Here is a 14,035-nt window from a genome sequence, read left to right on the forward strand (position 1 = left end):
ATAATCTCTGGGAGGAGACCTCATGAAAGTAATCGCAAAAATCCTTGCCGCAACAACGGCGCTGGGCATGGCAACCGCCGCTTCAGCTGCCGATATGACAATGAAGTTCGGACACGTCGGCGCGCCTGGCTCCTTGTTTGAAGCATCGGTAAACAACTTTGCCGAATGTGTGAACGGTGCCATGCCGGACAAGGTCGAGGTGCAGACATTCGGTTCGTCGCAATTGGGCAAAGACAAAGAGCTGCTGCAAAAGATCAAACTGGGTCAGGTTGATTTCGCGCTGCCGTCCTCGGTGATGTCATCGGTAGACGATTCATTCGGCATCTTTGAAATGCCTTACATCATCACAGACCGCGACCACATGCGCCGCGTGCAGGGCGAGATGATGGACACGTTCCAGAACGCAGCCCACGAAAACGGCTATCACATCGTTGGTCTGGCCGAAAACGGCTTTCGCAACATCACCAACAACGTCCGCCCGATCAATGTGCCGTCCGACCTAGAGGGTATTAAACTGCGGACGCCAAATGGTGTCTGGCGCTTGAAAATGTTTCAGGAATACGGTGCGAACCCCACACCCATGGCGTTCTCTGACGTGTTTACCGCGCTGCAAACAGGTGTGATCGACGGGCAGGAAAACCCCTATGCCCAGATCGCATCGGCCAAGTTTCAGGAAGTGCAGAAGTACCTCTCTGTCACAGGCCACGTATATACGCCCGCGTATATTCTGACCTCGAAAAAGAAGTTTGACGGTTTGCCCGCGGACATTCAGGCGGGTCTGACGGATTGCGCAAACAAAACGCAGGACTTCACATACGAGAAAGCAGCCGAGCTGGAAGCAAGCCTGCTTAAAGTGATCGAGGATGCAGGTGTTGAAGTAAACACAGCCGACAAGGCCGCGTTCATTGAAGCGTCCAAGCCTATCTACAAGCAGTTTGCTGACGAAGTCGAAGGCGGTCAGGACATGATCGACACCGTTCTTGGCCTCGGCAACGCTGGCTAAACGACATCGGGCGGCCGGCGCAACTCTGCCGCCCGAAATCACTACGTGCAATGATATCCCGTCCTGACCTGTGCCGATTGCGCGGCAGGACATCCGTTACCCAACAGGTCAGTCCCACATGGAAAACGCCGCCTATCCTACGCTGTCCCGCATCAACAGGATGCTCAGCAGGGTTCTTGAATGGATCACCATCAGTCTGATGATCCTGCTTACCGTCATTGTGGCCATGGCGGTCATTGCCCGGCTGATGGGCCAGAGCTTTTCTTGGTATGACGAAGTCGCAGCGATTATGCTGGCGTGGATCACCTATTACGGATCGGCACTGGCAGCATTGCACCGCCGTCACATCGGGTTCGATACTGTCTTGCTGAAGATGCCAAGGCAATTGCGCGTCGCGGCACTTCTGGTGGGAGAGGTGATCGTGCTGGTCTTCTTCTTCCTGATGGCACGGGCAGGGTTGCAAGTACTCGAAGTTCTGGCGGGTGACACGCTCATCTCGCTTACATGGGTGCCGATCCAGTTTACGCAATCTGTCATCCCGATTGGTGCTGTCCTCTTCATGCTGTGCCAGATGCTCAGCCTGCCGGGATACCTCAAACTCACGGCGGCTGGCATCTCGCTTGAACATGCAGAGATTGAGGAAGAAGTCGAAACAGAGCTTGAGAAAAACAAGGATCGCGTCTGATGTTGATGGCCGGAATTTTCGCCGCGATGCTGCTGATGATCTGCATCAATATTCCCATTGCCGTTGCGCTCGCCATGTGCGGCGTGCTGGGGCTTTTGTTCACTGAAGGCACCGACAGCCTCGTCACGATCGCACTTGATATGTACGATGGGTCGACAAAGTTTTCCCTGATCGCCATCCCCATGTTCGTACTGGCCGGTGCCATTATGAACGCAGGTGGGATCACCGACAGGCTAATCAACTTTGTCTCTGCTATTATCGGGTTTATCCGTGGTGGTCTGGCGATGGTGAATATCGGCGTGTCGCTGTTCTTTGCCGAAATTTCGGGCTCTGCCGTAGCTGACGTGGCCGCGATGGGCTCCATCCTCATCCCGCAGATGAAAAAGCGCGGTTATTCCAAGGAATTCTCCGCCGCCGTGACCTCATCCTCGGCCTCACTTGCGATTATTATCCCGCCGTCGATCCCGATGATCCTTTATGCGGCTTCCGCCAACACATCTGTTGAACAGCTCTTCGTTGCGGGCGTTGTGCCGGGCCTCTTGGGGGCAGGGGGATTGATGACCGTGGCCTACTTCTTTGCCAAGCGGTACAACTTTCCGACCGAAGCCGCGTTCAACCTTGGCCGTCTGCGCGAAACTTTCATGGACGCCCTGCCAGCTTTCACATTGCCTGTGATTATTCTGGGCGGCATCTTTGGCGGTTACGTTACCGCCACCGAAGCGGCGGGCCTTGCGGTTATCGCATCGCTGGTCGTGTCGGCGTGGTACGGCAACCTTGATATCAGCCACCTGCGCCGTGCAATGCTCGACGGTGGCATCCAGACAGCGGTTGTGATGTTGCTGGTCGCGGCATCCGTGCTGATGGGCGGCTTCCTGACGCGTGCACAAATCCCGCAGCAACTGGCTGAAGGCATCCTGTCGATCACGACACAGCAGTGGGCGATCCTGTTGATCCTGAATTTCTTCTTCCTGATTATCGGTTTCTTCCTGCATTCGGCTGCGGCGATCATTCTGGTTATTCCAATCGTGATTCCGCTGATCACGGCAGCGGGTATTGATCCTGTGCACTTTGGTCTGGTTGTTACGCTGAACCTTGCCATCGGCCAACAGACGCCGCCTGTGGCTTCCGTGCTGATCACCGCCTGTTCGGTGGCTCGCGCCAATATCTGGGAGGTATCAAAGGTCAATATCTGGTTCGTTGGTGTTCTGCTGGCAGTGCTGATGCTGTGTACCTACGTGCCCTCTGTGCCGATGTTCCTTGTGGAGTATTTCTACCGATGACTGATGCACCGCAGATTACGGATGAGGTCCGTGACGGGGTCATGTGGATCACGTTTCAACGCCCGCAAGCCCGCAATGCGCTTACATTCGGGATGTACGAACGACTGGCGGAACTGTGTAAGACCATGCCGACAGATGGTTCGATCAGGGCGGTTGTCATTTCGGGCGCGGGCGGCAAGTCCTTTGCCGCCGGCACCGATATGACGCAGTTCCGCGCATTTGAAAGCGAACAGGATGCCTTGGACTATGAAGGCCAGATCGATGCAGTCCTAGATGCGGTTGAACGTTGCCCGCTACCTACCATCGCTGCGATCAATGGTGCCTGTACTGGTGGTGGTGGGTCTATCGCCGCAGCCTGTGACATTCGCATCGCGTCGGCCAGCCTCAAGTTCGGCTTTCCCATCGGGCGCACCTTGGGCAATTGTCTCGCCGCGGCCAATCTGGCGCGCTTGTCAGAACTGATCGGAGCAGGGCGCGTCCGTGAGATGATCTTTACCGCCCGCCTGATGGAAGCCGAGGAAGCGCTGGCCACCGGTCTCGTCTCAGAGGTTTTGCAGGATGAAGGTGCGTTGATGAACCGCGCCGCTGAGTTGGCGGAGCGGGTGGGATCGATGGCACCGCTTACCCTGCGCGCAACGAAAGAGGCACTTAGACGCAACCGTGTTGCTACCTCGGTAAATGACGATGATCTTATCATTTCGTGCTACATGAGCGATGATTTCCGCATTGGTATGGAAGCGTTCCTTGGCAAGACAAAGCCCAAATGGACAGGCAAGTGAGCGCGAAAACCGGCCCCTTGCAGGGCATGAAAGTGATCGAGCTTGCGCATATTATGGCCGGACCGGTCTGCGGCCTTATGCTGGCCGATATGGGCGCAGATGTGATCAAGGTCGAAAAGCCAAGCGGAGATGACAGCCGCCGCTTTGTGCCGCCCGAGATCGGCGGCGAAGCCGCCGCTTATATGATGATGAACCGCAACAAACGCGGTATCGCGCTGAACCTCAAAGATCCCGAAGCGGTCGATATTCTGCGAACGCTTTTGGCTGATGCAGATGTGGTCATCGAAAACTATCGCAAAGGCACGATGGCAAAACTCGGGCTGAGCTACGAGGTTTTAGCCGAAACAAACCCCCGTCTGATCTATTGCGAAATTTCCGGATTCGGGCGTACGGGGCCGTATGCAGAGCGCGGCGGATTTGATCTGATCGCGCAAGGCATGTCAGGCCTTATGTCGATCACGGGGGAGGGGCCGGGCAGGCCGCCGGTCAAGGTTGCGGCTCCCATTTCTGACATCAACGCTGGTATCCTTGCAGCCATGGGCATCAATGCCGCCTACGCCAATATGCTTCAGACCGGCCACGGTCAAAAGGTTGACACCTCGCTTTTTGAGGCTGCGATCGTGCAGACCTACTGGCAGTCGGCGATTGCCTTGGCGACGGGTGACAAACCCGAACCGCTCGGCTCTGCCCATCCGCTCAACGCGCCTTATCAGGCGTTTAAAACAAGTGATGGATGGATCAACGTGGGTGCCGCAAACCAAAGCAATTGGGAGCGGTTTCTGGATGTGATCGAAGCGCCCGAACTGAATGACGATCCCCGCTTTGCGGCGAATGCCGACAGGATCGTGAACCTGCCTGCGCTGGTTGAGGTCCTCAATACTTACATGGTCAAAGACACGACGGAAAACTGGCTTGCCCGGATGGAAGCGGCCAAGCTGCCCGCAGGGCCGGTCAATGACATACTGCAAATGCACGAAGATCCGCAGGCACGCGCGCGCGATATGATCGTTGCTGTCGATCACCCGACGGCAGGCAAGGTCGACACCATCGGCCATCCGGTAAAATTCAGCCGCACCCCCGCTAAAGTAGACAGCGCCGCACCGCTTCTGGGGCAGCATACGCGCGAGGTGTTGACCGACATGGGACTAAACGAGGATCGCATCAACGCCCTGATCGCGTCCAATGCGGTTATCGCTTCCTGACGCTCAGGTCGGGTCGGTGGCAACGCCCGCTATCGGGGCAGGAAAGCCTCGTTAAATACGAGTGGCACAATACTTGACTGTTAAGAAGTGTGCCTGATCCAACATAAACCACATTAGAGCTTCATGCCGCCCATCTCGGCAACGCCTACGAAACTGCGGTTCCAAGTGGGACTAATCAGGACTTCGTTGATGCAGACATGCGGTGGTGCTTCCGCGATATAGCGAACCATTGAGCCTAGATCGTCCGATTGCAGCATACGGGCCTGATCCTCGGCTGAGGGTGGCTTTGGCCGTGACTGCATGATCGGTGTCGCAACCTCGCCCGGCATGAGTGCGGTACACCGGATACCGTTCACGCCTTCGTCTTGATTGATGGAATGACTGAGCGCCACAACCGCATGTTTGGACGCGCTATACGCAGGGCCGGTCAATCGCGAGGGGTGCCGTCCCGCCCAAGAGGACGTAAGGATCAGCGTACCGCCGCCTGCCTTTCGCATCTGTGGCAATACCGCGAGAACACCGTTCATCACCCCGTTCAGATTGATGTCTACAACCTTGGTAAAGTCTGCAGGCGTGACAGCAGCAGTTGATCTGTTTGGTATATTGATACCTGCATTCGCCATGAAAATATCGATAGCACCCAATCGTGCGATCAGATCATCTGCGATGGCTTGGGTGGCTTCGGCATCCACCACATCCAGCGGTGCCGTCTCTGCCTTGCCACCGTCTGCTGTGATGTCTGATGCGACGCGGCTTATTTCCGCTTCGCGTCTGCCTGACAGCACGACATGCGCGCCACTTGCCGCCAGCGCCTTGGCCGAAGCTTCCCCGATCCCGCCTCCCGCGCCCGTAACCCAAGCGATCTTTCCTTGCAGCGTTCCCATGGCTCTCTCCCTGTCGTTTGTCCCTTCCGTCCAAGTCAGTCACAGACGGCGGGCATTGTCCACGACCACGCATGCAGATTTAGGCTGACGTGCTGCGTTCTTCGTGGAAGACTGGTTCGGCAGGGGGGACACATCATGGAATTGACAAAGATATGCGACGGGCTCGATTTTCCCGAAGGGCCAATCGCGATGGCGGACGGCAGCGTAATTCTGGTCGAGATCCGGCGGCAGACCCTGTCGCGGGTCCAGCCGGATGGACGGATTGAGGTTATTGCGCATTTGGGTGGGGGGCCGAACGGTGCCGCAGTTGGCCCTGACGGCCTGATATATGTCTGCAACAACGGCGGTTTTGTCTGGACCCAAGGCGAAGCGATCCGCCGCCCGATTGGTACGCCAGAAGACTACGCTGGGGGATCAATCCAGCGGGTAAATCCCGACACCGGCGCATTCGAAAAAATTTATGAAGCCTGTGACGGCATTCCGCTCAGAGGTCCGAACGATATCGTTTTCGATGAGCACGGAGGGTTCTATTTCACCGATCTGGGCAAGACGATGGCGGACTATGTGCATCATGGTGCCTTCTATTACGCCAAGGCAGATGGTAGCCGGATCACCCGCGTTCATGCACCCATGATTACGCCCAATGGCATTGGCCTATCGCCAGATGGCAAGGTGGTGCATGTGGCCGAAACGCGCACCGGACGTGTTTGGAGTTTCGATCTTGTGGCCCCCGGTGAAATCGCGCCTGTGCCCTATCATATGCCCGGACGGTTGGTGAGCAGCTTACCCGATTACCAGCTTCTCGATAGTCTGGCAGTGCAGGCAGACGGGCGGATTTGTGTGGCGACCCTCATGCGTGGCGGGATCAGCATTGTTCCGCTGGATGGCGGGCCAGTCCAGTTTCTTGAGGTGCCGGGAGACCGCTACATCACCAACATCTGCTTTGGTGGTGCGGACATGCGGGACGCGTGGATCACGGCGTCGGGCACCGGATGTCTTTATCACACCCGCTGGCCCGATCCGGGACTCAAGCTGCATTTCAACGGATAGTGCGCCGGTCTAGCGGGGCGTGCCGTTTGCAAGGATGGCTTCAACCAGCACCTGCACGCGCAACGCTTCTTCAAGCGTGGCCAGCCTGTGCGTTTTGCCTGCCATCATAAGTGACAAATCATCAAGCTGCGCTTTCAGACTAAGGGCGCGCGGGTCCGCATAATCTTCATGCAACTGAGTGAATTCACCACCATCGGAGGCGGCGTTCTTGTAAAACTCGGTGACACGGCGGCTCTCTTTGCTGCCTTTGATCGTCAGCTCCTGCCGGTCAGGTTGAGCGCCGCCGACGCTGCCCATGATCGACACAGGCTTGCCGGATGCAGAGATCAGCCGCGCCGCCACATGCGTCTCACACAGATTATCCTGGGCGGGGTAGTCGGTCTGTGCCCAGACCAGATTGAGCGGACCAAGCAACCGCTCAGAGAAGAAGATGAAATGCGAGATCACCTCGCGGGTCATCCCGCCTTCGGCACTAAAGCGCAGCCAGTCCGCCGTTTTTTGCCATTCACGTGGCCAATGGGCATAGCTCAGGATGATATCAGCGCCAGCCAGATCACCCATATTGCCACTTTGCGCAGCCGCAGTGACTTCTGCAAGCGCAGGTCCGGCAGCTTGGGTAAAGTTGACAGCCGCAGGCACACCGGATGCCGCCACCGCATCGACTAACGCGCGGCTTTCTTCGACATCAACGCCAAGGGGTTTTTCCAGAAAAAGAGCCGTCCCTGCCGCTGCGGCTTTTAGCGCATAGGCCTTGCGTGGTTCGGGCGGACAGGCGAGGTAGACCAGATCAGCACCTGCCATCGCGTCTTCTGCGCTGGACCCTATGCGGGCATCGGGTGCCAGTTCACGCGCCAGCTCACAGGATGCTGCATCAGGGTCCCAGACCGCGACCACGTTATAGTCAGCATGCAGCACCATATGCTCCAGCATCCGCCGGCCCATAATACCCAGCCCTATGATTGCAGTTTGGATGGTCATATCTTACTCCTGATTTTCAAGGCACTGCTTGCTTGCGGAACCGGTCTTTTGACGTTCCCTGAAAGCGATAGCAAGGCCAGAGGAAAAGATCACGGCGGCACCGATCCACGTAAACACGTCCGGTATCTCGGAAAAGAACCACGCACCGATGATGGCGGTCCAGATTAGCTTGAGAAAATCGAAAGGCATGAGCGCGGTCGGGTCGGTTTCCTTGAGCGCCTGACTAAGCGCCATTTGCGCAATCGACCCGAAAAGTCCGATCAGTATCATCCATCCCAAGGTCGCCAGCCCAAAGGGTTCCCAGACCCACCATGCAGGGATGACAGAAAACAGCCCAAGGAATATTCCCATATAGGCAACAATGGTCACACTGCTTTCTGTGCGCGAGAGTATCTTGATAATGATCATCGCAACCGCCCAGAGCGAGGCCGATCCGGTGACCAGCAGCGCACCGGTGTCGAGCGCCACGAGACCCGGACGCAAGATGATCAACATGCCTGCGAAGCCCGCAAAAATTGCAAGCCAGCGATAGATCTGAAACCGTTCGCCCAGAAACAGGACGGCAAGAACAGCCATGAAAATGGGTGCAGTAAAGCTGAGCGCTGTCACCTTGGCCAAAGGCGAGATCGACAGCGCGGTGAAGAACATCAACATCGCCAGAATATTTACCACCCCGCGCAGCGCATGCAGCCCGATCCGGTTGGTCCGCAGCATCGTAAAGCGTGATCGCATCAGCAGAGGCATCAGGAAGGCAAGGCCAAAAAGATTACGGAAAAAGGCGATCTGAAAAGGCGGAAGCGCCTCTGAAACAAAGCGTACCAGCCCGTGCATGATAGAAAACGCAAGCGTTGACAGGCACATCAAAAGGATACCCTGCAACGCAGGTGTCTGCCGCTGCCAGACGGTCGCAAACCCACGGGGGTCAAGCGCGTTAAGGAACATGTGATACAGACTTTCCAAGAGCGGCGGCACTTTTGCCACCGTACGAGACAAAGCGTACGGGGCGGGACACCGACTTACAAATTCAAACTGGCCCGCCCAGATATGGATCAGGCGAAAGGGGGCTCCTTGCCTTATAGAGAAGCAGTGTAGATTTGCGTGGCGTCTGCGTGTGTTACCTCCCGCGGGTTGTTGACCAACAGACGCGTCTGGTTCATCGAGTCACCCGCCAAGCGTTCAATGTCAGTGTCGGCGATGCCGACTTGTCGCAGGCCGCTGGGCAGTCCCAGATCGATATTGAGTTGCACAAGCCGTTCAATGAACTCCGCACAGATGATCTGTGCCCCGCGATCCGTTTCGATGTCTGGAAAGACATGAGGGGCGAGAGCCGCGTAATCAGCCGCGCAATCGGGCGCGTTAAAGCGCATGACCTCAGCCAGAACCAGCGCGTTCGACAGGCCATGAGGGACATGGAACAGGCTGCCGACCGGATAGGCAAGCGCATGCACGGCCGCCACTGGCGCATTGGCAAATGCCTGACCCGCAAGCATCGCACCCAGCAGCATATTCTCGCGCGCATCAAGATCGTCACCATTGCCGACAGCCATACGGATGTTGGCCCCCAGCAGGTCCAGCGCCTGACATGCGAGCATTTTGGATACCGGATTGTTGTTCGCACTTTTGGACGTATAAGCCTCGATCGCGTGGACCATGGCATCTACGCCGGTCGCGGCTGTGATATGTGGCGGCAGGCCAAGCGTCAGCGTTGCATCCAGCAGGGCAATATCCGGCAGGATGATAGGAGAGACGATGCCCTTCTTCTCTTGCGTGCCTGTGGTAAGGATCGATACGGCAGTCACTTCGGATCCGGTACCTGCGGTGGTGGGCACCAGCACCAGCGGCAAACGCGTGCCGGTCGCCTGTCCCACGCCATACGCCTCGTCAATGGGCTGACCTGACGATGCCAGCAATGCCACGACTTTTGCCACATCCATGGAACTGCCACCGCCAAACCCGACAATGCAAGCCACATCGTTTGCCTGTGCGATCTCTACCGCTTCGAGTACCGTACTGGCCTTGGGGTCAGGCTCGACCGCATCAAAAACCTTCACTGCAAATCCGCTTTCTTTCAAGCTGGAAAGCGCACCATCTGCCAGTCCCAGCTTCATGATGCCGGGATCTGTCACAACCATCACGTCAGCTTTGTCAGTGGCAAAAGGCATTTCGCTCAAAATTGCGCCCAAACGTGATGCACCGCCCCGCGACTGTCTGATTGAGGGTGTAGTGTTGAAGGTAAAGTCGGGCATCTAAAATTTCCTTTTGGCCAATGTCAGGCGCGGCAATTCGGGCCCCATTTTATTTGTGCATCTGGTGACGCTAAGTTTCCAGCCTTGTTTGAGCATGCAAAGTCGATCTCGCATTCGCGGGTCCAAGGGCGCGCAGTTATCCGTCCTGTGCATCCTTACGTCCCTGAAACGCAGAAGCCGCGGCGGCAAGAACATGCGACGACATAACGCTTTCGGCCCATTCGGGCGCTTGCGCTTCAACAGCATCGACAATTTCGGTGTGATGGCGGGCGCTGCGTTCAAGGTCAGCGGGGGAATAGCTGTGATAGGTGCGGGCAACCACACCGACATCAACAGCAGAAGTGATCAACGCTGTCAGGCGAGGAGAGCGCGCCGCTTCATAAAGCGTGCGGTGAAATTCGGTGTTTGCTGTTGAAATGATGTCGTAATCTTCTTGGTTGGCAGGCGGCGTGTGGGCGGCCATTTCATCTGACAGCTTACGCAAAAGGGCCACTTCGTCAGGCGTGGCCATTTTTGCCGCGCGGCCTGCCGCATAGCATTCAAGCCGTCGCCTGATCTCGAACAACTGGGCCAGTTCCTCATCATGGAAATCCGCAACGCGGGTGCTGTACCCTTGGCCCTTTTCGACAAAGCCCTCGTGCAAAAGGCGTCTGATGGCTTCTCTGACAGGGGTACGGCTTAACCCCAGATCCTTGGCCAAGGATTGCTCTACCAGACGCTCGCCAGGTCCCAGATCACCCGACAGGATACGTGATCTCAGGATGTCATACGCGGATTCGGCGGCAGGGGGGCGTGAGGCACCATCCATCATGACGCGGCCACGCCAGTTGGAAATCCACCCGCTTTCATCACCATGCCCGGCACCTGTTTCTCCAGTTGCACTTCCAGCCATTCGGCAGCGGCGATGGCTTTGTCGAGCGATACGTTCGTGCGCACACCGCTGCGGTCCAGCATATAGACCAGATCTTCGGTAGCGATGTTGCCGGTGGCCCGTGGCGCAAACGGGCACCCGCCGACGCCGCCAAGGCTGGCATCCAGACTGCTTGCACCCGCTTCCAGCCCTGCCCATGCATTTGCAATGCCGGTGTTGCGCGTGTTGTGCAGATGCAATCGCAGGCGGACGTCGGGGTAGGCCGCCCGCACCGCACGAACACGCTCGGTCACATCGCGGGGGGTGGCGACGCCGATGGTGTCTGCCAGAGCCAGTTCAAATGGCGCATGCGCCATGCAGCCGTCGACAACTTCCAACAGCCTGTCCAGTGGCACCTCGCCCTCGAACGGACACCCGAAGGCGGCCGCGATTGTGACGCCCACATCAATCTTGTTCCGTCCTGCATCAATGGATTGGCCGAAAGCCGCGATGCTGTCTGCTGTCGGTACACCCTGATTGCGCTGGTTAAATGTGTCGGAAGCCACCACCACAAAGTTTGCCTCATCCAGTCCGGCAGCAACTGCGCGGTCGAACCCGCGTGCATTCAGCGTCAGTCCGATAAACCGCGCATCCGTATCGCGTGGGAGTGCGGCTGCAACTTCATCGGCATCCGCCATTTGCGGGACCCGCTTGGGATTGACGAAGCTCGTCACTTCAAAGCGGCGCAGTCCGGCATCGATCCCACGCTGTATCAGCTCAATTTTCGTATTCGAACTCAATATCTTCTGTTCATTTTGTATGCCGTCTCGGGGCGAAACTTCGATAATCTCAGCAAAATCAGACATTTTGTCTTTCCCCTTCAGATTTTTGTATACAGATTACGAATTGTTTGGAATCATGCAAGCACTAACAGGGGGATAATGCCGATGGTTGCGTCGACAGGTGAGGGTGCACTCAGCGATTTGCGGGTGCTGGAAATGGGTCAACTGCTCGCAGGGCCATTCTGTGGTCAGATGTTGGCCGACTTCGGTGCAGAGGTGATCAAGATCGAAGCGCCCGGCGTTGGCGATCCAATGCGTCAGTGGGGGCGGGAAAAGCCGCATGGGAAATCGCTCTGGTGGCCGGTAGTGGCCCGTAACAAGAAATCTCTCACGCTCAATTTGCGCGAAAAAGAAGGGCAGGACATCGTTCGTAAACTCATCGAGAACACGGACATCCTGATCGAGAATTTCCGCCCCGGCACGATGGAGCGCTGGAACCTCAGTTATGAAGAGCTTTCGGCGATCAACCCGCGTCTTGTGATGGTGCGCGTCACCGGATTTGGCCAGACCGGACCCTATTCGAAACGCGCAGGCTACGGTGCGATTGGGGAAGCAATGGGTGGTTTGCGCTATGTCGTGGGCGATCCTTCAACACAGCCCAGCCGCATGGGCATTTCGATTGGTGACGAGCTGGCGGCTGTCCACGCATGCATGGGCGCGATGTTTGCCATCCACGCCCGCGAGCGGACGGGCAAAGGACAGGTCGTCGACAGCGCCATCTACGAGGCGGTCCTTAATATGATGGAATCGCTGGTCACGGAATACGATGTGGCGGGCTACGTGCGCGAACGGACGGGGGCCATTCTGCCCAATGTGTCGCCCTCAAACGTCTTTGACACGGCCGATGACAAATTGCTGCTGATTGCGGCAAATCAGGACACGGTATTCAAACGTCTGGCCGAAGCAATGGACCGGCCCGAATTGGCCGAAGATGAACGTTACGCCACCCATTCGGCACGCGGCAAATATCAAAAGGAACTGGACGGTCTGATTAATGAATGGACGCGCACCATTCCTTTGGCAGAGCTCGAAGAGAGAATGAACGAATTCGGCGTGCCCTGCGGATTGATCTACAAAGCCGAAGACATGATCGAAGATGAACACTTCAAGGCCCGCAACGCGATTGTAGATGTGGAGCATCCGGACTTTGGCCCGATCAAGATGCAGAATGTTGCTCCGCGCCTGTCCGACACCCCTGGCGCGGTGCGTCACGTGGGGCCGGAGTTAGGGGCAGATAACGCGTATGTGTTGGGCGAGCTGCTGAACCTCGACGCAGAAGCGCAGGCCCGGTTGAAAGACAGCGGTATCACCTAACGGATGTTCAAGAATGCGCAATGATCCTTCCGCCTCTGCCACCGGTCTGCATTTCCTTTCTGTTGAAGAGGCGGCGGACAAGCTGGGTGTTTCGCGGATCAAGGTTCGTGAGGCGGCAGAGCGTGGATTGATCCCCTCTAAGCGCGACAATGAAAATCGCTTGCGGCTAGATCTGAGCGATGTGAACCCGAAGGTGTTGGATAAAAAGGGCAAGCGGTTGACGCAGGCCCGTTTGATGCACGTGCTCTTTGATGAAATTGAAGAACTGCACGATGTGGCTTCCGCAAAGGCGGCAGAAGTCGAGGCGCTGCGCGGGATTGCCGACAGGCAGGCGGATGCACTGGATGCCGCCGCACGGCGGATGGACCAGGACGCCTTCGACAAGGCACAACTGTCACAGATGCTGGACCGGGCATTGGCCCATCTTGAGGCGGGCGGCGAAGATACGGCGCGGCTTGCGGATGTGTCGGGGCGGGCGCTAAGCGCGCTTGAGGCTACAGGCGCACACCTCGAAGACAGCCTCTCACAGACCGCGCGGTTCGACGCGCTTGTTGCCCGTGCGCTTGATTATGCGGATGCGGGCAAGGATGCAGATGCCAAGGGAACAGAAGCTATGGCCGCTACGGCACAGCGGGCGATGAACCTGCTGGATGCCAGCCTCGCGGAAGCCGAAGAAAGCCGACATGCCGTCGTGCGTACAGGCCAGATGCTGGATCGCGCACTTGAGACAGGTGCCCGCATGGAAGAGCGGATCGCGCAGCGCGACCGCGAGATCGAAGACAAGTCCGCGACCGTCACGAAAGTATTGGAAATGTCGGAACGTGCCGTGGCGCTTGCCACGCCTCCCGACACCATGCCGAAGAAGAGGTCGTTCTGGCAGTGGTTAATGGGAAAATGATCGGCGGGTTGATGCCGTACACTT

General features: G+C 57.2%; 14 protein-coding genes. 8 read left to right on the forward strand and 6 right to left on the reverse strand.

Going from position 1 to position 14,035, the window contains the following annotated elements:
* Positions 1 to 22: 22 nt before the first annotated feature.
* The 5 genes from Z946_RS0114500 (at position 23) to Z946_RS0114520 (ending at position 4,949) form a co-directional block, all read left to right on the forward strand.
* The gene (locus tag Z946_RS0114500) at positions 23 to 1,003 is read left to right on the forward strand and encodes a TRAP transporter substrate-binding protein (protein WP_025056450.1); all 981 of its coding nucleotides are present in this window, start codon (positions 23 to 25) and stop codon (positions 1,001 to 1,003) included.
* 118 nt (positions 1,004 to 1,121) lie between these two features.
* Positions 1,122 to 1,688 (forward strand): TRAP transporter small permease, encoded by a 567-nt coding sequence (locus tag Z946_RS0114505; protein ID WP_037969215.1) that lies wholly within the window; start codon positions 1,122 to 1,124, stop codon positions 1,686 to 1,688.
* On the forward strand, positions 1,688 to 2,968 hold the full coding sequence (locus tag Z946_RS0114510) for a TRAP transporter large permease (protein WP_025056452.1): 1,281 nt from the start codon (positions 1,688 to 1,690) through the stop codon (positions 2,966 to 2,968). Before Z946_RS0114505 ends, Z946_RS0114510 begins: the two co-directional genes overlap by 1 nt.
* On the forward strand, positions 2,965 to 3,747 hold the full coding sequence (locus Z946_RS0114515) for an enoyl-CoA hydratase/isomerase family protein (protein ID WP_025056453.1): 783 nt from the start codon (positions 2,965 to 2,967) through the stop codon (positions 3,745 to 3,747). Before Z946_RS0114510 ends, Z946_RS0114515 begins: the two co-directional genes overlap by 4 nt.
* Positions 3,744 to 4,949 carry a CaiB/BaiF CoA transferase family protein gene (locus tag Z946_RS0114520; protein ID WP_241461339.1) on the forward strand — a complete coding sequence of 402 codons (1,206 nt, stop codon included), beginning with the start codon at positions 3,744 to 3,746 and terminating at the stop codon, positions 4,947 to 4,949. Before Z946_RS0114515 ends, Z946_RS0114520 begins: the two co-directional genes overlap by 4 nt.
* Positions 4,950 to 5,062: 113 nt before the next feature.
* Here the strand turns inward: Z946_RS0114520 and Z946_RS0114525 are convergent, their stop codons facing one another.
* Complete coding sequence (locus Z946_RS0114525; protein WP_025056455.1) at positions 5,063 to 5,833, reverse strand: SDR family oxidoreductase; 771 nt, start codon at positions 5,831 to 5,833, stop codon at positions 5,063 to 5,065.
* 135 nt (positions 5,834 to 5,968) lie between these two features.
* Here Z946_RS0114525 and Z946_RS0114530 point away from each other — a divergent pair, with 135 nt between their 5' ends.
* Positions 5,969 to 6,883, forward strand: coding sequence for an SMP-30/gluconolactonase/LRE family protein (locus Z946_RS0114530; protein WP_025056456.1), 915 nt, complete (start codon positions 5,969 to 5,971; stop codon positions 6,881 to 6,883).
* Between the two features lie 9 nt (positions 6,884 to 6,892).
* Here the strand turns inward: Z946_RS0114530 and Z946_RS0114535 are convergent, their stop codons facing one another.
* The 5 genes from Z946_RS0114535 to Z946_RS0114555 form a co-directional block, all read right to left on the reverse strand.
* Positions 6,893 to 7,861 carry a Gfo/Idh/MocA family protein gene (locus Z946_RS0114535; RefSeq protein ID WP_025056457.1) on the reverse strand — a complete coding sequence of 323 codons (969 nt, stop codon included), beginning with the start codon at positions 7,859 to 7,861 and terminating at the stop codon, positions 6,893 to 6,895.
* Between the two features lie 3 nt (positions 7,862 to 7,864).
* Positions 7,865 to 8,854, reverse strand: coding sequence for a DMT family transporter (locus Z946_RS0114540; RefSeq protein WP_206537784.1), 990 nt, complete (start codon positions 8,852 to 8,854; stop codon positions 7,865 to 7,867).
* An 80-nt stretch (positions 8,855 to 8,934) separates the two neighbouring features.
* Positions 8,935 to 10,107 carry an iron-containing alcohol dehydrogenase gene (locus Z946_RS0114545; RefSeq protein ID WP_025056459.1) on the reverse strand — a complete coding sequence of 391 codons (1,173 nt, stop codon included), beginning with the start codon at positions 10,105 to 10,107 and terminating at the stop codon, positions 8,935 to 8,937.
* Between the two features lie 136 nt (positions 10,108 to 10,243).
* A complete protein-coding gene (locus Z946_RS0114550) occupies positions 10,244 to 10,918 on the reverse strand; it encodes a GntR family transcriptional regulator (RefSeq protein WP_025056460.1) in 675 nt (224 codons plus the stop codon).
* Complete coding sequence (locus tag Z946_RS0114555) at positions 10,915 to 11,823, reverse strand: hydroxymethylglutaryl-CoA lyase (RefSeq protein ID WP_025056461.1); 909 nt, start codon at positions 11,821 to 11,823, stop codon at positions 10,915 to 10,917. The genes Z946_RS0114550 and Z946_RS0114555 overlap by 4 nt, the downstream gene beginning before the upstream one ends.
* A gap of 81 nt (positions 11,824 to 11,904) precedes the next feature.
* Here Z946_RS0114555 and Z946_RS0114560 point away from each other — a divergent pair, with 81 nt between their 5' ends.
* Entirely contained in the window at positions 11,905 to 13,113 is a 1,209-nt protein-coding gene (locus Z946_RS0114560; protein WP_174416557.1) for a CaiB/BaiF CoA transferase family protein, read from the forward strand.
* A 13-nt stretch (positions 13,114 to 13,126) separates the two neighbouring features.
* Positions 13,127 to 14,011, forward strand: coding sequence for a MerR family transcriptional regulator (locus Z946_RS0114565; RefSeq protein ID WP_025056463.1), 885 nt, complete (start codon positions 13,127 to 13,129; stop codon positions 14,009 to 14,011).
* Positions 14,012 to 14,035: the final 24 nt, after the last annotated feature.

The organism is Sulfitobacter noctilucicola, from assembly GCF_000622385.1.
Classification (GTDB): Bacteria; Pseudomonadota; Alphaproteobacteria; order Rhodobacterales; family Rhodobacteraceae; genus Sulfitobacter; species Sulfitobacter noctilucicola.

Coding starts and splice junctions, on each gene's coding strand:
- Z946_RS0114525 (WP_025056455.1), bottom strand. CDS start 5,833: ATGGGAACGCTGCAAGGAAAGATCGCTTGGGTTACGGGCGCGGGAGGC.
- Z946_RS0114530 (WP_025056456.1), top strand. CDS start 5,969: ATGGAATTGACAAAGATATGCGACGGGCTCGATTTTCCCGAAGGGCCA.
- Z946_RS0114545 (WP_025056459.1), bottom strand. CDS start 10,107: ATGCCCGACTTTACCTTCAACACTACACCCTCAATCAGACAGTCGCGG.
- Z946_RS0114505 (WP_037969215.1), top strand. CDS start 1,122: ATGGAAAACGCCGCCTATCCTACGCTGTCCCGCATCAACAGGATGCTC.
- Z946_RS0114565 (WP_025056463.1), top strand. CDS start 13,127: ATGCGCAATGATCCTTCCGCCTCTGCCACCGGTCTGCATTTCCTTTCT.
- Z946_RS0114555 (WP_025056461.1), bottom strand. CDS start 11,823: ATGTCTGATTTTGCTGAGATTATCGAAGTTTCGCCCCGAGACGGCATA.
- Z946_RS0114560 (WP_174416557.1), top strand. CDS start 11,905: ATGGTTGCGTCGACAGGTGAGGGTGCACTCAGCGATTTGCGGGTGCTG.
- Z946_RS0114550 (WP_025056460.1), bottom strand. CDS start 10,918: ATGATGGATGGTGCCTCACGCCCCCCTGCCGCCGAATCCGCGTATGAC.
- Z946_RS0114535 (WP_025056457.1), bottom strand. CDS start 7,861: ATGACCATCCAAACTGCAATCATAGGGCTGGGTATTATGGGCCGGCGG.
- Z946_RS0114500 (WP_025056450.1), top strand. CDS start 23: ATGAAAGTAATCGCAAAAATCCTTGCCGCAACAACGGCGCTGGGCATG.
- Z946_RS0114510 (WP_025056452.1), top strand. CDS start 1,688: ATGTTGATGGCCGGAATTTTCGCCGCGATGCTGCTGATGATCTGCATC.
- Z946_RS0114515 (WP_025056453.1), top strand. CDS start 2,965: ATGACTGATGCACCGCAGATTACGGATGAGGTCCGTGACGGGGTCATG.